The sequence below is a fragment of the Paenibacillus sp. J5 genome (assembly GCF_054955055.1).
This window is the reverse complement of record NZ_JBUEDD010000007.1, coordinates 261,211-286,096: the sequence shown is the minus strand read 5'-3', so window position 1 is coordinate 286,096 and position 24,886 is coordinate 261,211. Positions and strand designations below refer to the sequence as shown.

21 protein-coding genes and 1 CRISPR repeat array are annotated in these 24,886 nt (G+C 50.7%); of the genes, 8 read left to right on the top strand and 13 right to left on the bottom strand.

The window, feature by feature from the left end; all coding sequences use genetic code 11:
* Positions 1-126: 126 nt before the first annotated feature.
* The 4 genes from ACY1JZ_RS15190 to ACY1JZ_RS15175 form a co-directional block, all read right to left on the bottom strand.
* A complete protein-coding gene (locus ACY1JZ_RS15190) occupies positions 127-1,857 on the bottom strand; it encodes a methyl-accepting chemotaxis protein (protein ID WP_462629908.1) in 1,731 nt (576 codons plus the stop codon).
* A gap of 351 nt (positions 1,858-2,208) precedes the next feature.
* Positions 2,209-3,186 (bottom strand): ABC transporter ATP-binding protein, encoded by a 978-nt coding sequence (locus ACY1JZ_RS15185; RefSeq protein WP_462629907.1) that lies wholly within the window; start codon positions 3,184-3,186, stop codon positions 2,209-2,211.
* Positions 3,187-3,198: 12 nt separating this feature from the next.
* On the bottom strand, positions 3,199-3,999 hold the full coding sequence (locus tag ACY1JZ_RS15180; protein WP_270169494.1) for an ABC transporter permease: 801 nt from the start codon (positions 3,997-3,999) through the stop codon (positions 3,199-3,201).
* 2 nt (positions 4,000-4,001) lie between these two features.
* Positions 4,002-4,793 carry an ABC transporter permease gene (locus tag ACY1JZ_RS15175; protein WP_462629906.1) on the bottom strand — a complete coding sequence of 264 codons (792 nt, stop codon included), beginning with the start codon at positions 4,791-4,793 and terminating at the stop codon, positions 4,002-4,004.
* A 648-nt stretch (positions 4,794-5,441) separates the two neighbouring features.
* Positions 5,442-5,804: direct repeats of the CRISPR family, unit length 32 nt; unit sequence ATTTCAATCCACGCACCTACACGAGGTGCGAC.
* A gap of 328 nt (positions 5,805-6,132) precedes the next feature.
* Here ACY1JZ_RS15175 and ACY1JZ_RS15170 point away from each other — a divergent pair.
* The gene (locus ACY1JZ_RS15170) at positions 6,133-6,471 is read left to right on the top strand and encodes a DDE-type integrase/transposase/recombinase (protein WP_462629905.1); all 339 of its coding nucleotides are present in this window, start codon (positions 6,133-6,135) and stop codon (positions 6,469-6,471) included.
* Positions 6,472-6,639: 168 nt separating this feature from the next.
* Here the strand turns inward: ACY1JZ_RS15170 and mazF are convergent, their stop codons facing one another.
* Together mazF and ACY1JZ_RS15160 are read right to left on the bottom strand one after the other, a co-directional pair.
* A complete protein-coding gene (gene mazF / locus ACY1JZ_RS15165) occupies positions 6,640-6,981 on the bottom strand; it encodes an endoribonuclease MazF (RefSeq protein ID WP_462629904.1) in 342 nt (113 codons plus the stop codon).
* Complete coding sequence (locus ACY1JZ_RS15160; protein ID WP_462629903.1) at positions 6,975-7,205, bottom strand: AbrB/MazE/SpoVT family DNA-binding domain-containing protein; 231 nt, start codon at positions 7,203-7,205, stop codon at positions 6,975-6,977. Before ACY1JZ_RS15160 ends, mazF begins: the two co-directional genes overlap by 7 nt.
* Positions 7,206-8,034: 829 nt before the next feature.
* Here ACY1JZ_RS15160 and ACY1JZ_RS15155 point away from each other — a divergent pair.
* On the top strand, positions 8,035-9,060 hold the full coding sequence (locus tag ACY1JZ_RS15155) for a hypothetical protein (RefSeq protein ID WP_462629901.1): 1,026 nt from the start codon (positions 8,035-8,037) through the stop codon (positions 9,058-9,060).
* Positions 9,061-9,123: 63 nt separating this feature from the next.
* Entirely contained in the window at positions 9,124-9,303 is a 180-nt protein-coding gene (locus ACY1JZ_RS15150; RefSeq protein ID WP_462629900.1) for a hypothetical protein, read from the top strand.
* Between the two features lie 126 nt (positions 9,304-9,429).
* Here ACY1JZ_RS15150 and ACY1JZ_RS15145 read toward each other — a convergent pair whose 3' ends face one another.
* From ACY1JZ_RS15145 to ACY1JZ_RS15125, 5 genes are all read right to left on the bottom strand, one after another.
* Entirely contained in the window at positions 9,430-11,250 is a 1,821-nt protein-coding gene (locus tag ACY1JZ_RS15145; protein ID WP_462629898.1) for a S8 family serine peptidase, read from the bottom strand.
* A 288-nt stretch (positions 11,251-11,538) separates the two neighbouring features.
* A complete protein-coding gene (locus ACY1JZ_RS15140) occupies positions 11,539-12,015 on the bottom strand; it encodes a hypothetical protein (protein ID WP_462629896.1) in 477 nt (158 codons plus the stop codon).
* Between the two features lie 180 nt (positions 12,016-12,195).
* Positions 12,196-12,978, bottom strand: coding sequence for a LutC/YkgG family protein (locus tag ACY1JZ_RS15135; protein ID WP_462629894.1), 783 nt, complete (start codon positions 12,976-12,978; stop codon positions 12,196-12,198).
* Positions 12,975-14,504, bottom strand: a complete 1,530-nt coding sequence (locus ACY1JZ_RS15130) for a LutB/LldF family L-lactate oxidation iron-sulfur protein (protein WP_462629892.1) — start codon at positions 14,502-14,504, stop codon at positions 12,975-12,977. Before ACY1JZ_RS15130 ends, ACY1JZ_RS15135 begins: the two co-directional genes overlap by 4 nt.
* Entirely contained in the window at positions 14,504-15,232 is a 729-nt protein-coding gene (locus ACY1JZ_RS15125) for a (Fe-S)-binding protein (RefSeq protein WP_270172388.1), read from the bottom strand. The genes ACY1JZ_RS15130 and ACY1JZ_RS15125 overlap by 1 nt, the downstream gene beginning before the upstream one ends.
* Before the next feature lie 244 nt (positions 15,233-15,476).
* On the opposite strand from ACY1JZ_RS15125, the gene ACY1JZ_RS15120 reads away from it, so the two are divergent.
* Together ACY1JZ_RS15120 and ACY1JZ_RS15115 are read left to right on the top strand one after the other, a co-directional pair.
* A complete protein-coding gene (locus tag ACY1JZ_RS15120) occupies positions 15,477-16,091 on the top strand; it encodes a ribonuclease domain-containing protein (protein ID WP_462629890.1) in 615 nt (204 codons plus the stop codon).
* Positions 16,092-16,095: 4 nt separating this feature from the next.
* Positions 16,096-16,404, top strand: a complete 309-nt coding sequence (locus ACY1JZ_RS15115) for a barstar family protein (RefSeq protein WP_462629889.1) — start codon at positions 16,096-16,098, stop codon at positions 16,402-16,404.
* A 203-nt stretch (positions 16,405-16,607) separates the two neighbouring features.
* Here the strand turns inward: ACY1JZ_RS15115 and ACY1JZ_RS15110 are convergent, their stop codons facing one another.
* The gene (locus tag ACY1JZ_RS15110; protein ID WP_270169477.1) at positions 16,608-17,324 is read right to left on the bottom strand and encodes a FadR/GntR family transcriptional regulator; all 717 of its coding nucleotides are present in this window, start codon (positions 17,322-17,324) and stop codon (positions 16,608-16,610) included.
* A gap of 142 nt (positions 17,325-17,466) precedes the next feature.
* Positions 17,467-18,432, bottom strand: coding sequence for an aldolase catalytic domain-containing protein (locus tag ACY1JZ_RS15105; RefSeq protein WP_462629887.1), 966 nt, complete (start codon positions 18,430-18,432; stop codon positions 17,467-17,469).
* Positions 18,433-18,810: 378 nt separating this feature from the next.
* Here ACY1JZ_RS15105 and ACY1JZ_RS15100 point away from each other — a divergent pair, with 378 nt between their 5' ends.
* From ACY1JZ_RS15100 to ACY1JZ_RS15090, 3 genes are all read left to right on the top strand, one after another.
* Positions 18,811-20,079 carry an MFS transporter gene (locus ACY1JZ_RS15100; protein WP_270172386.1) on the top strand — a complete coding sequence of 423 codons (1,269 nt, stop codon included), beginning with the start codon at positions 18,811-18,813 and terminating at the stop codon, positions 20,077-20,079.
* A 248-nt stretch (positions 20,080-20,327) separates the two neighbouring features.
* On the top strand, positions 20,328-20,978 hold the full coding sequence (locus ACY1JZ_RS15095) for a glycosyltransferase (RefSeq protein WP_462629886.1): 651 nt from the start codon (positions 20,328-20,330) through the stop codon (positions 20,976-20,978).
* Between the two features lie 115 nt (positions 20,979-21,093).
* The gene (locus tag ACY1JZ_RS15090; RefSeq protein WP_462629885.1) at positions 21,094-24,783 is read left to right on the top strand and encodes an S-layer homology domain-containing protein; all 3,690 of its coding nucleotides are present in this window, start codon (positions 21,094-21,096) and stop codon (positions 24,781-24,783) included.
* Positions 24,784-24,886 lie beyond the last annotated feature (103 nt).

The following is a 24,886-nucleotide window of genomic DNA, read 5'->3' as shown; positions in this document are numbered from 1 at the left end:
CCGTGCCTCCCTGCTGCGCCTAGACGCATGGGGGGGCACGGTTATTGTTATCCCGTGAGCTGGAGCCTCAGATCCGTCTTCATGCTGCCGCACCCTAGCCTTGTGGCAGCAAGCGCGGACTTATTCCTAATCCCGTAGTGTAAAGTGCGCCACCGCTGCATTCAGTGAAGCGACGATGTCATCGAGTCGTCTGGCGGCATCTGTAATATTCTCCATCAGCGCGAGCTGCTGCTCGGTCGCTGCGGCCACGCTATCGGTCTTCTCCAGGTTCGCCGCCGCGGTGCCGGCCGTCTCCTGCATCGCGGCACTCACCTGCTCGGCTCCTGCTGTCATCTGCTCGGCGATGGCTGAGTTCTCCTCTAGCTGAGTCGCCACCTCGGCAGTCGCTTCCCGGATGGCTCGCAGACGTCGCCCGACCTCATCCACGCATTCCCCGCCAACTGCCGTCTCCTGCTGCGCCTGAGCCATATGGCGAGCCGCCAGGTCAATCTCGGCCTGCGTATCGCTTACCAGCGCATGAATCCCCTCCGCCGATTGCAGCGAGCTGGCCGCCAGCTTGCGGATCTCCGCAGCCACCACCGCAAAGCCTCTGCCTGCTTCGCCTGCTCTGGCCGCCTCGATCGATGCATTCAAGGACAGAATATTGGTCTGGCCTGCAAACGCAGTGATGTTCTCGGCAATATGACCGATCTGCTGCGAGCGAGTCTCCAGCGCGGCGATCATCTGCGAGAGCAGCAGGGTCGATTGCTGAATGCCGTTCATCTGCACAACCAGCCTCTCCAGCGCGCCCTCCCCTTCCTGACTCTGAGCAGCGGTCACTGCCGCATGATCTGCCAGCACCGTCGTATTCATCGCGATGCGGCTGATGCCCTCTGCCATCTCCTCCATCGCCCGCGACGATTCCTGCGCACCTCTGGCCTGTGCCTCCGATCCGGCAGCCACCTCTTGCATCTGTCCGGCTACATGGCCAGCGGCAGCGGCGGATTCACCCGACGACTTGGAGAGCATTGCCGAGGAGGCAGACACCTCGCCGGTTCCCTTGATGATGCCTGCGATGATACGGCTCATGCTGTCCGTCATATCATCGACAGAGCGTGCAATCTGCCCCAGCTCATCAGCCGCATAGCGTTCATCGCGCGGGGTCGTCAGGTCTCCCCTGCCTGCCAGCTCCAGCTTGGCCACGACGCGGCGAATCAGCGATGCGATCCGTCTGACCATCACGCCGACCATGCCGCTAAGCAGCAGGGTCAAGCCGATAAGAATACCGACCAAGATCGTCATCATCTGCTGCATCGATTCACGAATAGCCTCCATCTTGCTGGAGGAGTAGAGGTCGATGCTGTCGGTAATTTCATTAATGCCTCCCCGGCTCAGCAGGAACTGCTGCTCCACCTTCTCATGAGAAGCAGCCTTGGCATCCTGAGCGATGCGGAGCTGTGCCATCTCATACCAGCTTGCCGCATCCTTCTGGAAGGATAGGATGATCGCCTCTGCCGTCCGCCCGGACTCTCCGCCACTGAGGCCGAGCAGACCGTTATCCCGCAGCATCTGCTGCGCATGGGCCAACCGTTCTACGGCCTGCTTGTAGTTCGACTCCATGTCCTCCTGCGCAGCCTGCCTGCCATCGCCGGGCGGCTCTTCCAATACAAGCTTCAGATAGGCGGTATAGGCTTGGTACATGTCCCGGTCTGCATTCAGTACATTGCCGCTGACCTGATTGGCAACCTCATAAATTTCCGTTGACATCGTCTTGTACAAACTATTGTACTCCCATAGCATGACGAGATTCGTCACCACGTAGAATAGCAGGGGAATAGCTCCGATCAGGATCAGCTTTAGGCGCAAGGATAATTTCATGATTGCCCACCCTCTCTTACTGGAAATAACTTCAACGATCTCTCCCGATGACGTATATATCATATCGGCATTTTCGTGCGTTTGAGATATAGCGCATCACACAATAATTGAAGAAAATCGGTTTTCCCCGCCACGCTTCAGACAGAAATGCAAGACACAGCAAAAAGAGAAGAACAGAGTCCGCGCATCAGCTTCCCCTGTCCTTCTCGTTATTTCAGACACCCTCGTTATTGTCGCTAGGAACGCTGCTTCTCCGACGACACACGAAAGCTCGGATGATCGAGATTTCGCACGAGCTCGAGCAACAACTGCTGTTCAAGCTTCATCCCTGTTCACTCCTTACCTACTGCTTTATTTCGCGGCAGAGGCATAGATCGCCTTGACTGCCTCCTCAATGTCCGGCTCCTTCAGCCGAATATCTGTCACCTCATAGTGGCTCGACAGGATCGAGATGGCCTGTGCAACGGACAGCTCCTCTTTGTGGAATAGAAAGCTCTTCTTGCAGCCCTCATCCTCAATCAACTGAAGTCGCTCGTCGAGCAGCACGTTCTGATCTTGCTTCAGATCGACGGTAATGATGTGACCGGGGTTGAAGCTATTCTTGAACGAAGCGACCGTACCGTCAAACAGAACCTCTCCCCTGTTAATGGTGATGATACGGCTGCATACCTCCTCAATATCCTTCATATCATGCGTGGTCAATATTATCGTCGTCTTCTTCGTCCGGTTGATCTGCCGGATGAACGTTCTGATCCGCTCCTTCACCGCAACATCAAGCCCAATCGTAGGCTCATCGAGATACAGCACCTTCGGCTCATGCAGCAAGGCCACCGCCAGCTCCGCCCGCATCCTCTGTCCCAGACTAAGCTGCCGCACCGGAGTTCGCAGAAACTCCCCCATATCCAGCAGCTCCACATAAAAATCAAGATTGCTGCGGAATACCTTCGAATCGATCTTATATATTTTCGCAAATAGATCAAATGTCTCTTCCATCGGCAGGTTCCAGTAGAGCTGTGAGCGCTGTCCGAATACAACGCCAATATTCATGGCATTTTCCTTGCGGTTGCGGTGCGGCTCCTTGCCATTGACTCTCACGATGCCTGAGGTCGGGATCAGGATGCCTGCCAGCATCTTGATGGTGGTCGATTTCCCTGCGCCATTGGCGCCAATATACCCTACCAGCTCTCCCTCTTGAATGTTGAAGCTGATGTTGTGAACTGCTTTTTTAATCTCGTATTTGCGAGCCAGGATCGAGCGGATGGAGGAAGCCAGTCCCTTCTCCCGCTTGAACACCTTGAACTCCTTCGTAACTTGATTGACCTCGATCATGCGTGTCGCCCCCTAGGAACCTGTACTTTTATAGTGATTGATTCCTATAAACCAGAATCGATAAGACAAGATGAAGAGCACAACGCCTACAAGCGGCGAGAGATACTGAATGCCCTGGCTGAATAGCGCGCCTTCCTTGGCGAAGAAATACTGGGCTGGATAAAAGTTAATAAATGCATACGGCAATATAAAGGTCAGGACAATCTGAATCGCCTTGTTGTAGATGGTAATCGGATACTGAATGAAGTTCTTGATCTGGAAGAACAGGACGCCTCGCAGGCCCTGCGTCTCCACGATCCAAAAGGACGGAACCGCGGTCATAATCAGTCCGGCTGCCTGAATCAACGCGCCGCTGATAATGAAGACGATCAGCATCACAATGTCCCACGCCCCTACCACCTGCTCCATGTTGCGCACGCATAGCACAATCACCCCGATGGAGAGGAGCAGATGACTGATGTATGCACTGTTGAATTCCCGGCAGATCAAATAGACAAAGCTGTTGAGCGGCTTGGTCAGCACCTCGTCAAACGAACCATTCTGAACCATCTGGCTCAAATTCGTCGTCGGATTAAAAAAGAAAAAGCCCGCCAGCGCGTAGGAGCATAGATTCAGCGCGAATAAAAACAATACCTCGTAGGCTCCCCAGCCATTGATCGACTGGAACCTGTCGACAATAATCCACAGCACGAAAAACTCCGCTCCATAGGAGGCGAACTGTGCGAGTCCCCCCATAATGAAAGCTTTGCGGTATTCGGCGACGCCCATCATTCTCAGTTTGATATATTCGAGATATAAGCTGAAGTAGTGCATGGTCACCCTCCGTGAACGGCCAATTTATGTTGAACTCTCATCCACACGATCTTCTCGATCAGGATCAGCACCACCAACCAGCCTGCCTGCAGGAGCAGGAGATTTACAATCTGATGCATCGCATATTTGCCGAGAAAGATAGAGATGGGCTCGAAGAATATGAAGCGGAACGGAAGGAACTGACACATATCATACAGCCACTTCGGATAAAACCACAGTGGAACGACCGAGCCGGCAAACAGGTCGAACATGGCGCCAATGAAGAACGGGATGTACCATGAGGTTTCCAGCCAGAAGGCCAATAAGCCGAATATGTAATGAATCTGAAAAGCGATCAGAATGCCCAGTACCAGGCTTGGCAGAAATAAGAGCAGACTCTCCATCGCGCCGCCAATCGAGAAATCATAGAACAACCACGTAACCGCTATAGCCGGAACAGTGACGAATATCGCCTGGAACAGATTTTTTCCCAAGTCCTCGGAGAATAAATATTGCTTGAAATTAACAGGCTTCATCAAATCCAGCACAATATTGCCGTTCTCTACCCGCTCCGCTATTTTGCTGCCTGCCCCGGATTTGGTTAAGGCGACAACGACAGAGGCGATGATGACATAACTGACCATTTCATTGAGATGGATGCTGCTGATCGTTCCCTTATTGCTGTATAGAGCAGTCCAGACATTGATCTGAATCACCAGCAAAAAGATGCTCGCCAGTATGGTAATGTAGAAATTAAAGCGAAAAGCATACCTCTCCTGAAAAGCCTTCCTAAAAAACTCCAAGTACAAAGCCATCTGCGCCCCTCACTTTAGAAAAGAGTCATAGCAAAATGTAAACGATAACATTTCTAGCTGTACAATACTACATAAAGCATCACGACAAGACATAATATGATAGATTATCCCATTTAGCTTCAATACTAACATTCAACAATTGTCCTGTAAATAGATGGGGAATGAAGAAATTATTAAAATATCTTAAAATCTATAAAAACAAAAAAGCCCATTCAGTAGATAGAAGGGCTTGGGTGAGAGGTTGAGCTTGAGTGAAAGATCAGGCGTAGTCTTGCGTCGATCGTGAGGGACAGGCAGCGCCAGCCGCCGCGGATATGGCGCAGGTAGAGAACAGGCGCTTGTCACAGCACGGAGGCGTGAGCAATGAGGGAGATCGGAGTCAGAGAAAACTTGCTTCCAGTTCTACGGGGGATGATGCTCAGTGCTTAGAACGACGGGAGTGTCCCCAGTCGGTAGGTTAAATCTCGCTAGAGGAGGCGCAACCAGCGACCAACACAGGAAACCCGAGCACAGGGACGTCTCAATCTACGCACCTGCATGAGGTGCGACCTGTGATGTGATATAACAAATCTATAAGTTAATGGTTTCAATATACGCACCTAGATTAAGTGCGACAAAGGTTTTGCGAAACGTTCCGCGCTGTATGACATTTCAATTCACGCACCTACACGAGGTGCGACGAAAACGGCGCTGGCGTTTTATCACGCCAACAAATTTCAATCCACGCACCTACACGAGGTGCGACTGTTGCACAAGAACTGGTGCAATATGGGTCAGGAATTTCAATCCACGCACCTACACGAGGTGCGACAATTGGATGTCGGTGCTTTAAACGGCTCTTTGATATTTCAATCCACGCACCTACACGAGGTGCGACTATTGCGAGATGGTATATTTCTTCCCGTCTTTGAGATTTCAATCCACGCACCTACACGAGGTGCGACGTAGACCCTTCTGTGTCAATGAATACGGGGCGCGGATTTCAATCCACGCACCTACACGAGGTGCGACAGCGATTTCGACCTTTTAATTGCACATTATGCAACAATCATACACCTTTCTGAGCAAATTTGGCAACAGATAAATGATATTGATCTTGTCTGTAAAAGAAATTAATAATTACCAAATTTTTTCGACAATTTTTGAGGTGCGAATGAGCCGGGAAAATCATGTGAGCCTCACATTCGCACCAGTGAAATGCCTTTAATATGTAGAGCTATGGAGGCAAGAGCGCCATCGCTGCCACTCCACTCTTTACAGTAATTAGAGATTCACTTCTAAGACAAGCCTTGCTAACTATTGCCTGATTCATCACTAAACCTGATTCAAAGAGACTTCAGTGCTTCGGCACCGAACCAAAAGTGGCTATCGGATAATCACCGAAGTGCCCTGTTCAGACGGCAAGCTCTATCTGTCCGCAGTGCTCGATAGCTACAACGGAGAAATCGTGAGCCTCTCTATGGACGACAACATGCGCAAGGAACTTTGTATCCAAGCTTTTGAGAACGCGTGCAAGGCAAGAAACGCGCGCGGCATGATTTATCATAGCGACCGGGGCAGCCCATTCACAAGCCAAGCATTCCGAGCGTCTCTAGCTAAACACGGGGCCCTTCAAAGCATGAGCGACACAGGACGCTGCTATGACAACGCGAGGATGGAAAGTTTTTTGCTACGCTAAAGAAAGCATGCTATATCCGCTCAAAACGGAGCGGTATCCGATGGCCTGTATCAAATCGATCATCTTCAGATACAACATGGTTAACTACAACAGACAGCGAATCTACACCCCTATGCAGAGTCAAGTCAAAAAAACCTCCAAGGAGCCCCTTGAAAGGTAAGGTATTGGTTAGCGGATTAGTAAGTCCAGTTTTGTAATTACCACTGATAAAATCTCTGGTGGTACTTTACAGATGAACACTGCCTGTCGTGATCGCCAGTCGAGACTCTTTACCTGATCGGCAAGGATGACCCCTTCGATTGGCAAATCCTGCGGAAGAACCACTTCGAACGGATAGCCCTTTTGCTTCGAAGTTACAGGACAGAGCAAAGAAAGCCCGACCTTACCATTATAAGAAGCAGGAGATACGACCAAAGCTGGGCGTTTACCTGCCTGCTCATGCCCTGCTTGCGGGTTAAACTGCAACCATACCAAGTCGCCGCGATCCGGTACGTATTCATTACTTACCATACTTCCCGTCCTTGTGGGTCACCGGTTGGGATCTCGGTGTGGACATTATCCGATGTGATTTGGGACAGCAACTCATCGAGTGTTGCAGACTTCGGCTTGATTAGAAGATGACCATCCTCAATATCCAAGTCGACTTCGGTTCCTTCCTCGATTCCCACCTTCATGGCAAGGGATTTCGGGATGCGAATTCCGAGAGAGTTACCCCATTTTTGAACTTGAAACATCGAACCACCCCCTAAATTGTATAAACAAAGTATAAACAAAATGTCAATGGAAGTCAATTCGATGTGGTGTTTGCGGAGATCATAGGTTCTTATTAGGACTGGTTGATCTGACGTATAGCATGGAGTGCTGCTTTCATTTTTTCCAAACAATCATATACAATCGCTTCCTTGCCCTTCGCAGGATGACGGAACATGATGGTCATGTCTGGTCGAGCCGGATGACCGAACTGCTCCAAGAAAGATGGCAACTTGCCCGTGCTTCACGGAGCGAACAGTATTCTCCCAGGCCGAACACGATCTTCGTATGGTCAAGGTCAAACAAAAAGTGTCCGGTTCCTTTCGTACTCTCGCTGGCGCAAAGCGATTTGCACGGTTGCGCAGCTTCATTTCCACGCTCCTCAAACAGCATCGTCCTGTTCTTTCCTCCCTCACTGACGCTTTAAAAAGTCAATTTCGCTTCAATGAACTTATGTAATTATGTAGTTACATAAGAGTAACATAAGTAGATTAGGTTCAATTACTTAAGGATCATGTAAAATTTAACTTAAAAGCACTTACAATTGTTGACAAACAAATATATATAGTTTTATACTAAAATTATCCTTTTGTTATTCTTATGAGCTGAATCGCTATAGTGGTGAATGATACTTGATTTTTTAATAGATTCGTGCCAGCCATTTATTATTAAAAAATCATGTCATGACAGAATAGCTTGTAGGGGGATATAATCCTGACTTAAGGATAACTATTATTTTCTAGGGAGGGTAGGGAGGAGTATTACGAGTATAATTCATTTCTTTACTATTAAAAAGAATTGGAGTGACTAATTTTGAAAAAAAAGGTGTCAGCTTTAATTTCTCTGCTTCTATTATTCTCAATGACGTCAGTTGTTTCCGCCCAAAGCACTGATAATATTAATAAAGAAGTTTTATTTGAAAAATTGGGATATACTAAAGAATATATCGCGGATCTTAAAGCCAATATAAAAGACAAGGCATCTGTAACAGAACAAAGGACATTAAAATCTAATAATACTTTGGTATTAACAAACGAGGATTTAATAAAAGCAATCGAGTTTGGTTTTACAAAACAAGAAATTGCTGATTTCACTCAAACAGATTTAGACTATATCTCTGATAAGAATGCTGATCTTGTTAGTGTTGAAGATAAATATATTCGTATCACGCCGGACGGATTTGCAGAAGAAATATCAAAAGAAGTTGCACTTTCCGAGGTTGCAGAGTATGAATTCAAGGAAGTTCAAAAGTCTAGTAATATTACAGCTTTATCTACAGTAATAGGGAATGATGATGAGCAGACTTCTTGGATGAAAGTGATTACTACCGTTACAAAAGACACTTATCAATCTCCAACCCGATATTATTTAAAACATTCTTTTGAATGGTTGAGTAATCCATTTTGGGCTCTTCAAGACGCAATTGCTATTACTCACCAAGAATATATGTCTCAAATCCAGAACAGCGAAATATTTAAATATACTTTCGATTACCATACAAATGATTTATTACAAACATATGTTGGAACAAAAGACGTATATAAGTGGACGGCAGATAAAAAAGGTCCTAACGGAATGGCGTTTAAATATGATATTTTAAAGCGCTACAACGATGGTCCGTTCGAGTGGATTGTAAAAAAGAGCCGAGGCCATATGATTTTTGGGACAACAAGTTCTAGTTCTCAATATACTAAAGCAAATGCTTATGGGCACTATACTCACACAGAAATTGCCATAGCCTTTGGTATTGGTTTAAATTTAAGTCTCAATAGCCTGTCTGTCACTGGGGCAACAAGCACAACGAAAATGACAGATACGGGCGTATCTTTTTCATTGTGAATTTGTATAAGTATAAATAGGGAGACAGCAACATCATCCTCCCTATACGGGGAGGTATAAGAATTGAGCGGTATTATTTTTTTCTCACTTCCAATTATTGCGGCTATATTATTTATCAATTTGGTTTCTATTATGAAAAAAATTCACCAAGGCAAGGACTCTATTAACAATACAGGATGGGGCGCAGTTTTGGTGGTATTATTTGTACTCGGTGTGATGTTTCTATTGACGACCCATGACTGAACCCATTAGGATGGGGTCTGTCCCGGGAGGCCGCTAAACCGCAATAATACCTTCTTAAAAAACTATCGCACCCATACCGGGTGCGATAGCAACTTCTGTAGATAGAAGGAAGCAGTATGACAACTTTTAAAGAGAGATTTGGCCTGACCAGTCTATAGCATAAGTAGCATTGTTACGGGCTAGTATCCCAATTTTATATATACCTGTTGATGTTGGCTTGAAGCTAATGGTTTGTTGTGGCAGATTCACCGTACTACTCCGTAGTGCTAAATCCAATCTTAATTGACCGTTCTGAATAGGTTCAACGCCAGGTCCCCATACATACAACTCAAGCTTAGCCCCATTTTCATCATTAATGATCAAGGTATTTGCAAAAAATGCCGATGTACTATTTACCTTTATGTCATAAAAATCAATGGTATTGGCATTAATACTGGATTGAGCCCTAATATGATCACGGAAGTTATTGAACGAACCCGAGGAGGAGCCTTTCGCAGCCTTTATCGTGTTGTGGCCCAGTATGAGTCCATTTCCATACACTTTATCATAGCCATTCATTCCAAAATCCTCTGTAATAAAATTATAGGATACACTTCCATTACTAGCATGGAGCATTAATGCAGCGAGTCCGGCAATCATCGGAGATGCCATAGATGTTCCCGTAGCAGAGACATATTCGTTGATGGAGTTCGCCTTGGCAGCTCTAATTAATGTTCCTGGAGCTGTTAAGAACGGCCCCTGTGAGCCATTGCCTCTATTCGAAGTATGGTTAAGATACCAGCCCCCTTCGTAGGGATCAGCCATATTGCCAACGGATATAACATTTGAACATTTACCCAGACGGTTCAAAGAAAAATAATTAGCTCCCGTAGAGGTATTGCCTGCAGCTACAACCGTCAAAATCCCTTTATTAGCAGCAGAAGCTACCTTGCTGCAGAAGCTTGCATCGGGGCTGCCGGAGCTTCCCAAACTAATATTGATGACATCAATCCCATACGTATCCTTGTTATTGATGATCCAATCCATGGCGTCTAATATATTCTGAGTCGAGCAGTTCGTATTGCTCAAGCATACTTTTAGCCCTACTAGAGCAGCTCCAGGAGCGACCCCGGCTTGGACATTAGGATCTCCTGCTCCAGTTCCCGCAGCAATACTTGCGACATGAGATCCATGCCCTAAGTCATCATACGGGTTTGCCTGCCCATTCACGAAATCCTTCCATCCTATTATTTTTCCACCACTCAAATCAACATGCCCACCGTCAATACCCGTATCAATAACTGCAATTACGGAATCATTTTTGGAGTATGATGCCGATCCGTCTCGATTCCCTGTAACCCCGTAATCTGATCTGGCTTTCTTAATTCCTGTCATTTCGGTGGCAGCATTGAGATATGTCCCCTCTTGACCCTCCACAAATTCTCCATATACAGAAACAACATCATCCGTTGTGGATATCGATGACACCTCTGCAAAACTAGCTACCTCTTCAATCTGTTCTGGAGTGAGCTCTGCAAAAAAACTATAAATACCAAAGCCGTTGTGATCGACAACGGTATCCTCAAATACTTGTGCATATTGATTCAAAAATTGTTCTTTCGAAATTCCGGCATCATATTTGATCATCACACTTACTTTCAATGTATTTGGAGCAAAGTAAACTTGTTCTTCTTTCATTTGGGAATCGAGAGCATCTAAAATTTTGGATGTGCCCGTATACATTTCCGGTTGCAATGCATCTAGATCAAAGACAACCTGTTGCTCGGATTCAATATTGTCGATATTCTTTTCATTGACTTGAATCTTGAGAGGTAAAGCCTTCTCGTTCATGCTTACCGTGTTGTCGATGGTTGCCCAGGTGGTCCCCACTTCAGCATTGGCAGCAACAGATGAAGTGATCAATAGGAATGCCATGCTAAACAGTCCAAACGATTTAATCAGTCTCATAAATTGAATGTCCTCCCTTAATTTTGGAGCAATGGCTTGCTCGATTTAAAATAAAAGATCGCTACCTCCCTCCCTATTTAATCAAACATTATATTACCATTAATAGAATTTTATGTAAATCTTTTTATTCTTGAAACCGCTTCTACTAGTACAGGTGATACCGATGCATAACGAAATGGAGACCCCGTAAAATTCAGGCTCTCCTTAGCTCTGCGCCATTTCTTCTGCGTTCAAGTACATCTCCAATGCCTCGGGGAGCAAGGGCAAGCAAACTGCCGTCAATCATTGCTAATAAACCGTATTTACATCATCAATCGTAGAAATTGTCGATACCTCTTCGAATGCCGATAGATCGTTAATCTGTTCTGGCGTTAGCTTCGCAAAGAAGCTATAGATTCCGAATCCATTCATATCCGTAATGCTTCCCTCAAAAAAATCCTCATGAAGCTTGACAAACTCTTGTTTGGATAGTCCAGCATCATATTTTAACATAATACTGACCTCAAGTAGTTGCGCATCCTTGCTTACTTTCTGGCCCTCAATAAGAAGCTGTAATTTTTCTAATATTTTTGAAGGCTCTTGATTTGTGTTTTCATCCTTGTGATGATCTCCCTGAATTTTTAATAGAAAATATGGAAGTATGGGCACATAGTATTTCATTATAAGAGGAACCTCCGTCTTCATATCTACACCAGCATGAGCATGAACGGGTAGACAAAGCATGATGGCCGCCATAACGACATAGAGAATTTTTTGCTTATACAAGCCATTCACCCCATTTTCAAAGATTCCATTAATGGTAATTAATTGCTTTCATGACTACAAACGATTTCCAGTCCTCAAAAGTTTCACATCAGCGTCATTTTATTTTATGTCTTACCTCTCAAGCCAAAAACCGTCCTCCCCACAAATCCCAAGGGAAGGACGGTCTTGACACCGATTCGCTTATCTTAATATAATAGCATGCACCTTGCCTGGCCCATGAATGCCGATCGTCAGATCATTCTCGATGTCCGCGCTGCGGCTTGGGCCTGTGATCAGATTAAGCGATGACGGCATTTCCGTCACCTCCGGGAACTGCTGCTTGAACAGCGCGAACGCCTCGCCCATCCGATACACCAATTGATCGGCGCGGAAGACCGCCACGATCGCCTCCGTAAGCAGGCTGACCGAGCGTCCCTTGCCGCCCTGACTGAACAGCGCGAGCGTGCTCGTATTCGCAATCGCGCAGTCTGGCCAGACAATACCCAGTCGGCACTGCTCCGCCGCGTGCAGCAGATGACTTCTCGTCGCCCAGTTGCCCTCCGCACCTGTCGGCAAGCTGTCCAGCTTTACATGATCTGCTCCGCCCTCACGCCACGTGACAACCTCGATGCCTGCGGCATTCAGAGCGCTATCGAAGCCCAACTGCTCCAGCCCCTCATGATCCCAACGGGAGACACGGCGGATGCCGAGCTCTCCTGCAAGCTGGCGAATATACGCCTCCACCGCTTGTGGCGCCTCAGCCTGATCGACGACAAGGGTTCGCCCGCTGAGCGCAGCCCAGCTCTGAATAAACTCGTCAATCAGCTCCTCCTGTGTCCGCTTCCGATCGCGATAGAACTCCGGCACGCCGACGAACGGGCGGCTTGGCGGTTCTGCCAGCGGCTCACGGCGGCCAAGACGGCTCGATATGTTGCGCATAAATGCTTCCTTGCCCCTCATTATCCCTTGCTCTGCTGCACTCACCTGGACGCGCCCCCTTTCTTACCGGCACCTGTGCCCTCCTGATTGCTCACGCTTCCGACAGCGCCGCTGCTCCTGCTGGCAGCCAGCTCCTGCTGCAGCTCTGCCCACCGATCACGGAATGCCTTCTTGGGCAGCATCGGCAGGAAGCGCGACTGCGTCCACCCGGAGAGCGGCGGCGGCCCGGACTTGATCATCCCCCCGCGAACGAGCGGCTGCTGCAAGTAGTAGCCCATCTTCGTCGCCAGCTTGAACAGTGTGATATTGCCGAATACGGTCTGATACGACTTGAAGGCGATCCGCTCCGGTAACGAGGTTAGCTTCATCTTCACCTTGCGGTGGCGCAGATGAACGAGCATATCATGCAACGGAATCTTCATCGGGCAAGCCTCATAGCATGCCCCGCACAGGCTTGACGCATAGGACAGCGTCCCCGCTTCCTTCATATCCTGCTGGATCAATGGCGTCAACACCGCTCCGATCGGCCCGCTGTAGGTCGTGCCATAGGTATGCCCGCCGACATGGCGATAGACCGGACATACATTGAGACAAGCCGCACAGCGGATGCAATGCAATACCTCCTGAAAGATCGGATCGCCCAACTGCTGGGAACGTCCGTTATCCAGAATGATGACATGTAGCTCCTCCGGCCCATCCAGATCCTCCGGCCGCCTCGGTCCGGTAATGAGCGAGGTGTAGGTGGTCAGCTTCTGTCCGGTGGCGCTGCGCGCCAGCATATTGAGCACGACCTCCAGATCCTCCATCGTCGGCACGAGCCGCTCCATCCCCATGACGACAACATGCACCTTCGGCACGGTCGACACCATGCGTCCATTGCCTTCATTCTCAACCAGAGTGATCGAGCCTGTCTCCGCTACACCGAAGTTACAGCCCGTCAGCCCAATGTCCGCCTCCAGAAAATAATTGCGCAGCTTCTTGCGCGCATACTCCGCCAGCACCTTCGTCTCCGGCTCAAAATGCTGACCCGATGCCTCCGTAAACAGCGTGGCGATCTGCTGCTTGTTCTTGTGAATAGCCGGAATGATCAGATGAGAGGGCGTCTCCTTCGCCAGTTGCAGGATATATTCACCCAGATCGGTCTCAATGGCTTCCATCTCATGCTGCTCCAGATGGTGGTTCAGATGAATCTCCTCAGATACCATCGATTTGCCCTTGGCTACCAGCTTCGCCTGATGCTTGCCTGCAATCTCCATGAACGTGCTGACAGCATCCGATGCCCCGCCGCAAAAATAGACGTTGCCGCCCCGCTTCGTCACATTGTCCGCAAACTGCGACAAATAGTAGTCGAGATGGTTAATCGTATGCTCCCGGATCGCCCGACCGCGCTCGCGCCAGGCCTCCCAGTCGCCGAACATATCCATCGCCTGCAGCCTGCCAGTCTTGAGCTTATTCGTCGTATAGGCAACCGCCTTGCGCAAATATTCGTCCCCAAGCGCCTGCCGTGTCCGCTCCTTCAGCCCCGAGCCGATCCGTTCATCTAGTGCTGATCCATGCCCCCCTGCACTCATTACGCCTTCCTCCCTTCCTCCAGCAGTTGAGCCAGATGCATCACCCGTATCGGACGTCCTTCCTTATTCAGTCGCCCCCCGATGCTCATCAGACAGCCCATATCCGAGCCAACAAGCACCTCTGCCCCCGTGCTGCATATGTTGGCGGCCTTCTCACATACCATCGCTTCGGACATATCCGACATCTTCACTGAGAACGTACCGCCGAACCCGCAGCAATCCTCCTTCGCAGGCAGCTCTACAAACTCGGCGCCCTTCACATGGGCGAGCAGTTGCAGCGGCTCCTCCTGAATTCCGAGCAGACGGGTCGCATGACAGGACGGATGATAGGTCACTTTATGCGGGAAGGTTGCACCCAGGTCGGTGACACGGAGCACCTGCACCAGAAATTGCGAAAATTCATAGGTTTTATGAATCAATGCCTGCACCTTCGGCTCCCACACCGGGTCATCCTTGAACAGATGAGGATAATAATGGTGAATCATGCCATTGCATGACCCTGACGGCGAGACGACATATTCGCTGTGCTCGAACGCCCGAATGAGTGTTTTGGCTACCTCGCGTGCTTCATCCTGGTACCCGCTGTTAAATGCCATCTGCCCGCAGCATGTCTGCCCTTCTGGGAAATCCACCTCGCAGCCGTAATCATGCAATATCCGCACAATACTCTCCCCGACCTCCGGGAACATCTGATCCGTTAGACAGGTAATAAATAAAGACACCCGCATTCTGGACACCTCTGATCATCATATTTGCCGGAAATGAATCCGCTTCATCATTATTGTATTCTTAATTATCAGGTTATCAGACATCTGCCTAAAAATAAAGAGGGGATGTGATTTTTTTTACATCGTTACCGCGTAATCCCCCTAATCCTGCGGTTCGCTTGCACACCCGCCACCCCCCATTCTATAATGCTACAGGAAGAAGTACTCCTGGAACATGGGAAAATGAGGAAAGGATGAACGCAACATGAACCTAGCGCATCGATGGAAGCGGCTATGGATCGCGGGCCTGATGCTCGCCATGGCTGTTATGGTCTCCATGCTGGGAGGCTGCGGCGCAATGAACGAGCTGCTGGATCAGCCGCCCGCTGCCAGTGAGCAAGGAATAGAAGCCCCGCATACAGCGGAGCAGGATCATTCCGATGACCCGCTACGTAACGAATCATGGGGGCAAGATGGAGCTGCCGATCATACTGGTATCGTGCTGGATGAGCAATTTGAGAAGATGGCTCGCAGTGACAGCAGCCTGGAGGAGTTTCGAGAGGTCGCGCTCTACCTCATTAAACACCAGGAGCTGCCGGAGCACTATATGACCAAGGCCGAAGCGCGCAAGCTCGGCTGGGTTGCCCAGCAAGGCAATCTGCACAAGATTGCGCCCGGCGCAGCCATCGGCGGAGATGTGTTTCAGAATCGCGAGGGGCGGCTCCCCAAAGCCAAGGGGCGTACCTGGTATGAGGCCGATATTCATTATGATGGCGGTAAGCGCGGAGCGGAGCGGCTGCTCTACTCCAATGACATGCTGATCTATATGACTCAGGATCATTATCAGAGCTTTACACTCATCTATGACGGAAAGGGGTGACGTTATGCAATCCATTAGCATAGAGCTGGAGGGTGCGAGCAGCGCGGCGGCTATTCATGAGCGGCTGCAAGAGCAGCTCGGCCTGCCGGAGTGGTACGGGCGCAATCTGGATGCACTCTGGGATGTTCTGGAGGGATGGATCGAGCTGCCACTGACCTTGCGGCTTGTCGGAGCCAAGCGACTGCTGGGGGAGGAAGCGGAGCATGCTGCTGACACGGTACGATCCGAGCCGGACGTGGGAGTACACGACATTATAGCGCTATTGCAGGATGCAGCAGAGCAGATCGAGGGATTCGAGATCGAGATAGTCTAGGACGTGTCTTCAACCCCGCTCAAGAGCATCCTTCACCGCCTGGTCGCCCCATGCTGCGTCTCGCACCACAGAGCTTGCGAAGTATAGATAAGGCGATGCCACGCAAGAGGAGCCCATCCTCAGCGCTGCATCGCCTTTTGTCGCTCTCTCCGGCAGATCAGCTCATCCGACATCTGGATTACAATAGATCGTCAATGTCGGCGCTACTCTCCATCCAGAACATCTCGCACCATCTGCTCTACATGCTCCAGATGTGTCCTCATGCACTGCTCTGCCTCGGCTGGCCGCTGCTTCGCCACCGCCTCATAGATCGCGCGGTGCTCCTGCCAGAGACGATAGGAGACCTCCTTGCTGCTGTACATCTGCAATTGTCTTGTCTCGCGGATCGCAATCTCCATCTGTGAGGCAATCGAATCGAGCAGCCGCACCATAATTGAATTATGGGTCGCCTGAGCCAGCAGTTGATGAAAGCCAATGTCCGCCTTCTCCCCCTCCTGCTGGTCGCCCGCATGCTGCTCCATAATGGCAAGCAGCCGCTCGAACGACGCCAGATCCTCCTCCGTCCGCTTGACCGCCGCAATCGCCGCGTTGGATACCTCCAGCGCCTTGCGCGCCTCCAGCAATTCGAGGATGGTCTCCTTGCTTAGCAAGAGCGCGTCGAACTGTGGCAGCTCCAGCTCTGCCGCCGTCATCTCCTTGACGAAGCAGCCCTCGCCATGACGAATATCGATCAGCCCCATCGCCTTGAGCGCGCTAAGTGCCTCACGCATCGTCGACCGCCCGACCTGGAATTGCTCGGTCAGCTCCTTCGTTGAAGGCAGCCGTTCTCCGGCCTTCCAGCCCCCGGCCAATATATGCTCCTTCATCTGATCGGCAATCTGTTCATAGATTTTGCGTGTCATGATCTTCGACAAGGCCACAGCTTCCGCCCCCTCTCTTATATATTGCAGAAAAAGCCCCGCAAGGGGGCCTTTCCTTTTCCAGTATCCGTCTCGTGTGAAATGATAGCCAGCCGGATACATCTTTAGCTTCGAATACAGTTCAGTCCGATCTAGTCCGAGCTTAGCCGCCGAAGGAAACCTCTGGTGTCGTCAGCTTGTCATAGAATTCAACGGACTTGTCCTTGTCCGCCGTATTGCGCAGCGCCATCGCTGAACGTGGGTGCTCGTCCAGCATGCCCGTAATCATGTAAGGAATGATGTAGCCCCATTCTTCCTTCTCGCGAAGCGGAATCATATGCTTCTCGATCATATCCAGCACCGGACGAAGGCTATATCTGGAGTTCTTCAGATTCGCCACCAGCAGCTCGGTCGGGCAGTTGCCCGCTGCGCGTCCCATGCCGTACACGGAAGCGTCCAGCAGCTCAACCCCGTACTCTGCCGAGACCAGCGTATTGGCAAATGCCAGTTGCATATTGTTATGCGTATGAACGCCCAATCGCTTGTTCGGCAGATGCTTCTTGAACTTCTCCACGAGCAGACGGAAATCATTAGGCAGCAGGCTGCCGTAGGAGTCTACAATGTAGACCACATCCACAACACTGTCATTGATCTGCTCGAAGGCTTCGAGGAGTTGGTGCTCCATAACGTTGGAGAGCGCCATAATGTTCAGTGTCGTCTCATAGCCGCGGTCGTGGAACAATTGCACAAGCTCCAGCGCCTTATCCACATCTTGAATGTAGCAGGCCACACGGATCAGGTCGAGCAGGCTTTCCTCACGCGGCAGCACATCATCAGCATCGACACGCCCGATGTCTACGAGTGCAGACAGCTTCGTGTTCAGCTTCTGCGGGATCACCTTGCGCAGAAACTCATCATCCAGAAACCGCCATGGGCCAGCGGAATCCGCGCCCTTGAGCAGCTTGGGCGAGTTTTTGTAGCCAATCTCCATATATTCCACGCCAGCCTCATTCAGGCTGCTATACAGATGTTGAACAAATTCAACACTGAAATCCCAGTTATTTACGAGACCGCCGTCCCGAATTGTACAATCGACAATTTTAACATTTGAACTCGCCTTCGCACTCATTAATTCACAGACTCCTTTTAGACAAAATAAAATGAAGACCCTCAGCAGCTTCATCCGCCTGCCGCCCGGTCTGACAGCAGGCTCAGCTAGCCTGCCACCATACTCACTCACTATTCTTTACATCATACTTGATTGCTGGCCGGAACGCAAAGCTATTTTGGCACATACCCGCGACCAGGAAGAAGGACGCCACACCTGCCTGTCACTTGCTGTTCACTTGACTGGAGGCCATCTTCCAGAATAGAAACATATGATCCCATCGAGTATGCTGACGCATAAAGCAGATTATCTGCTTTTTGTGCCCGAAAATGCAATCCCATATCACTTGCCGCCCGCAACGGCTCTGCTATAATAGGAGAGAATGTCCACTTGAAGGAGATGAAGCTTACCTTGCAGTCACCCATAGAAAATGTTTCACTCATCCGCGCGGCTTCCGCGCCGCGGTCTGATGTGAAGCCGACGGTCTTTCGCATCCTGATCGCGATTAGCATCGTCCATCTGGTCAATGATACGATCCAGGCGATCATCCCTGCTATCCTCCCTATATTAAAGGAAGCGATGAACCTCACGTACATGCAGGCTGGTATTATCGTATTTGCCCTCAATATGACCTCATCGGTCATGCAGCCGGTCATCGGCCTCTATTCGGATCGTAAGCCGAATCCGTATCTGCTGCCGATCGGCATGGGGCTGATGACGCTCGGCGTGCTGGGGATCGCCTTCTCGCCCGGCTACTGGACGGTGCTGCTGTCCGTGCTGCTGGTCGGACTCGGCTCAGCCGTGTTCCATCCCGAGGCCTCGCGCGTTGCCTACATGGCTGGCGGCTCACGCCGTGGACTGGCGCAGTCGATCTTCCAGGTCGGCGGCAACTCCGGCCAATCGCTGGCAGCGGTGATGACGGCCCTGATCTTCGTCCCGCTCGGACAGATCGGCGCGCTCTGGTTCACGGCCATTACGCTGAGCGCGGTCGTGGTGCAGCTATCCATCGCCCGCTGGTATCGCGATTATCTGGCTGCGCACCCGATTGCTGTGAAGCAGAAGGGACAAGCAGCGGCGCAGATGAGCCCGCAGCGCAAGAAGCAGATTACGTATGCTATCGGTCTCATTATGACCTTGCTGTTCGTGCGCACATGGTATCATTCCAGCATTATGATCTATTACCCGTTCCAACTGATGGAGAAGTTCAATCTGACGCTGCAGCATGCGCAGATCTATATTTTCCTGTTCGCCGCCACGGGCGCGCTTGGTACGTTCCTCGGCGGGCCGCTGTCCGACCGCTTCGGGCGGCGCAATGTGCTCTTCTATTCGATGGTCGGCACGGTGCCGCTGGCGATGGCGCTGCCATATGCAGATGCCTTCTGGGCCTATCCGCTAGTCGCCGTCACCGGACTGATCCTCATGTCTGGCTGGTCGGTGACCGTCGTCTACGCGCAGGAGCTGGTGCCCGGCATGATCGGCACCGTGTCCGGCCTGACGACTGGCCTGTCGTTCGGTCTCGGCGCACTCGGCGCGGTCGCGCTCGGCGGCCTGACCGACCTGTACGGCCTGGATGCCGTGCTCAGGGTTGTCAGCTTGCTGCCGCTGCTCGGCCTGCTCACCTTCCTGCTCCCGTCAGATCAGAAGATCAAGAGCTGGTATACGGAATAGAAGTCAGTAGCTGGCATGCGTCAACGGTTGCTGACATCCTTGACGAACTAAGCTTCGTTGCTACAAAGCCTCGCCTGCCGTTCCTTAGAATCGGGGCGGGGCTTTGTTATCGTTACATAATGATGAGAACCCCTAGCAATCACAAGCTTATTGAGGGCTAGCGGGATGCTGCTTTTTGTATAGTTTGCAGCTATTTTTCCTAAACTAACCTCGCTGTTTTCAACTAAAACACAGAGGGAGTAGTGAATGTGAAAAACAAATCGTTGCTTGCATTGCTTCTAGCATTGACGATGAGCTTGAACATCGTGCCCGTGATGTCTGCACAAGCAAAATGGAGCGAAAACAAGGCTTTGACCTGCCTAAGCCCGAAAATGGTGGAGCTCAAAAGCGACATGCAGAAGGCTTGGATCGACCATACGATATGGACGAGAAGCTATATTGTCAGCGCCCTAGCCAATCTCGAAGATCAAAAGGACGTATTGAACCGACTGCTACGAAACCAGCAGGATATTGGGAATATCATCAAGCCTTATTACGGAGAAGCTGCCGGAAACAAGCTTGCTGAGCTGCTTACAGAGCATATTCAGATCGCAGGGAAAATTGTAGCATCTGCACAAGCGGGCAAGCAGGCGGAAGTGACAAAGCTAGAAGCAGACTGGCACAAAAACGCCGATGATATTGCCAAATTTTTAAGTGAAGCCAATCCGAACTGGCCGTTTAAGGTGATGCAGGATATGCTATACACACATCTTCAGTTGATTACAGAAATCGTGATGGAACGCATCAAGGGCAACTGGCCAGGAGATATTGCGGCTACCGACAAGAATGAGCTCCATATGATTCATTTTGCGGACATCCTGACCGAAGGAATTGTCAAACAGTTTCCTGATAAGTTTTAGCAGGGGAATAACTTAACGATGCATCTGATTTAATAATGATGCCGAATGAAATTTACATTCACCTGTTATAGTGACTCTTGGACAAATACGTGTTCAAGGGGGATCAGCAGAGGGAATGAAGGCTAACAGATTGAACAAAACCATTGTCATCGCATCATTGGTATCGTTGCTGGGGGGCTTGCAGGGCGGCCCCATTCATCCTGTCTATGCGGCCGAAGGGTCAGCGCCATCTGTTCTGGTGGAGGATTTCGAGGATGGCATCTCGGATGTGAAGTTTAATCCCAAACGGATGTACAGTGCGAGCCTTCATCTGGAGGATGACAAGAAGCATGTGCGGAATGGACAATACTCGGCCCGGATCGATTACGATATGATTGACATCGTGGACAATCCGTCGCAGATTGAGGTGGGCTATAAGGCAGGCCGGATCCCGGTGACAGGTTATCCTGTCAAGGTAGGCATGTGGGTATATGGAAATAATGAAGGCCATCTGCTCACGACGAAGTTCAGAGATCAGGGCGGCTCCTCGTTCCAGGCAGAATTCTATGATGCGAACGATACGGGCATCAACTGGCAGGGTTGGAAGTATATCGAGGCTGCTGTCCCGCAGGGGAAGGCGGGCCCGATCGTCCTGGAGCTGTTCTTCCAGTTGAAGCAATCCAATATGAGCAAGAAGAACAAAGGCTCGATCTGGGTCGATGACATTACCTTCATCTATGAGGAGACGGATGAGGATCGCGATGTGCCTGTTATTCATCCCGTATCCCCTGTCGAGAATGAAGTGTTAACCTCTCCGCTGGATGAGCTGAAGGTTGAACTTGCTGACGCTGGATCGGGTCTTGATCTGACGACATTATCTGTCCTGCTCGATGGCGCCGATATTACAGCCGATGTACGTTACTCGCCAGATACCCAATTGTTAACCTACCCAGGCAGCGATGTGGATGGCGGCTATCATGAGCTGGTCATTGAAGTGAAGGATCGCAACGGCAACCCGGCGGGGATGACCTATGCCTTCACCGTAAACGCCGGAGAGCGGTTGCTCATGACAGCCCCCGCTGAAGCGGTGAGCAATGAGCGATACCCTGTAACGATTAGTATCCAAGACTACATAAAGGCCGAGCAAGCGCAATTTGCATTGCAATACGATCCTGCTACCCTTCAGGTAGAGAGCGTCGTTCAGGCAGACGGAATTAGCCTAGATACAACAACGGATAACGAGCGGGGAACGGTTCAGATCAGGCTGGATAAGATGACAGCCGCTCATGCCCGCGATGCCGTAACCGTGAACTTCAGAGTCAACTCTCATGCGGTACTGGAGCGCGGCGAGAAATATAAGCGCATCACGATGAGTCAGGGAAGTCTGACTGCCGGGCAGGTGCAGACCAGCTCGCCGCTTGCACCCCCTATTCATTATACGATCGCCTTCCCCTACCAGCTAAGGATGACAGGTGTCGGCCTCGGTACGGTCTCCACACTAACTGTACTGGATCGCGAGGGCAGACCCTACGAAGGCGCGGACATTATGTTTACCGGTCTGCTGAAGCAAAGCTCTGTCGTGACAGTGACCGCACCGACCGCTACGATCTATGAGGATGATGACACCTCCTCTGGTGTACTGCGGGTTGCCCAAGCTGGCGAGCGCTACTACGCTTCTGCAGAGCCGGAGGATGGACTATATGAGGTTATTCTGCCAGATGGACAGGTGAGCGGCTACATCTTGGCATCCGATGTTCAGCCTCAGCTATTGAGCGGAAGTCTCGGCAAGACCGATGCCCATGGACAGCTCAAGACCGATCTGGCGACATTGGCGCTGGGAACGTATCAGATTCAGGCGGTCAATGGCGATCAGAATAGTAAGGTCGTCCCATATGAAGTGGTCGAGCAGTATGGCACAGATGTGCCTCAATATGTTCAAACCTATGTAGCGGAGGATATGTCCTCGCAGCTAAGTGTTGCCTGGCAAACCAGATCCGATCGTACAGTGACCTATATTGAGACCATCGAGGCCAGCCAATGGGGAACAAGCAATAGTCCCACGGCTGCACAGGTGGAGCAGCAGCAGGCAGAGAGCGAGCTGCAGGTGCTCAGCATGAAGGAGAATGGAGCGAAGGGAGAGATCCGGTTCCATAACGCTCTGGTTACCGGCTTGAAGGCCAATACGGCCTACAAATATCGTGTAGGCTATGAGGGCAACTGGTCTGCGTGGTATGACTATTCTACGGTGGATCGGGACACATCAACACCGACCTCCTTCCTGTTTATTACCGATTCCCATACCAATCAAGCTCATGGGATGCAGACTTATCAACAATTAATGGCGAGTGCCTTGGAGCAGCATCCCTCCACGCAATTCATTATGCATGGCGGAGATATGGTCGATGCGGGCGGAGCATTCGAGGAATGGCAGAAGTTCTGGGAAGCCTCCTCCATCTATGCAACGAAGCTTCCTAGCGCGCTAACCTTGGGGAATCATGATGTGAAGAGCGAAGGAAAAGAGGTCTTCACCAAAGGGGCGAATTTCCCGCTGAACGGACCGGAGTCACAACGGCAATATGCTTATTCGTATAATGTCGATGACACTCATTTTATTGTCCTCAACTCCGAGGGCACAGAGGAGCAGATGATCGAGCAAGCGTCATGGCTGGAGCAGGATCTGAACGACAATGATAAGAAGTGGACGATCATCATGTTCCACCGTCCTGCTTACCATACAGAGAGCGGCCGACAGTCCCTGGTGGAGTATACGCAAAAGTATTTTGCGCCGATTATCGAAGCGAAGCAAGTGGATCTCGTGCTGGTCGGTCATGATCATGTGTATGGACGCACCTATCCTATGCAGAACGGCAAGCCGAACCTCTCCTCAACGAAGGGCACGATCTATATGGATGGCGGCGCTTCGGGCTGGAAGTTCTATGATGGCACTAAATATGATTATCTGAGCTATATCTTTGATGAGGATGTTCCGGTCTATTCCTACATCACCGTTACGGAGGATAAGATTCAAGTCGAAGCGCGCACCATTGCCGGTCAGTCGGTGGATACATTCTCGGTTGTGAAGGCCAAGGCAAGCGAGCCTGCGCCATGGTACCCTTCCCCATCGACTTCGCCTGCGCCAGCACCGGAACCAGCGCCGACGCCTGTACCAGCACCGACACCAACGCCATCACCCGCACCGACCGCTACGAAGCCCGTCTTTAACGACAAGGTGGATGTAGCTGCCGTGAGAGAGCGGCTGAAACAAGAAACGTCCGCGCCTGCAGTAAGCTTCTCGGACGTTCCAGCCACCTCATGGAGCGCATCCTATGTAGAGCGCGCCTCCAAGCTGGGGATTGTAACGGGCTATAGCGATGGCACCTATCGTCCTAATAACAAGGTCTCGCGCGCCGAGTTCGCCACGATGGTTGCCAAGGCTCTTGCTCTCCCGCAATCCGGGACAGCCTCCTTCCCGGATACACAGGGGCATTGGGCTGCGAAAGCCATCGCTGCCTTGCACGAGCATGGGGTGATCAATGGGTATAAGGACGGCTCCTTCCGTCCAGACCAGGAGGTCACACGCGCCGAGATCGTGGCGATGCTGGCTCGATTGACAGACTATGTACCTGGTGCAGCGGCGACCTTCGAGGATACAGCCACGAGCTTTGCTTCCGAGCCGATCAACGCGTTCACAGCGGCCGGAATCGTAAGCGGAGCAGGGAATGGCCTGTTCAAGCCTAATGCTCCCGCTACCCGTGCGGAGTCCGTCGCGATGATTATTCGCTTGCTGGATACCTTGCTTGCTTCGGAAACCAATACTCCAGCATAACGGCTGCCGCCGTCCTCGATAGGCGAAGCTCCATTTCGCCTAGATATAGGAGAGACGTATAAGCGGTAACTTCTTCTATATCAAGCGTAGTCGCCTTGAGCCG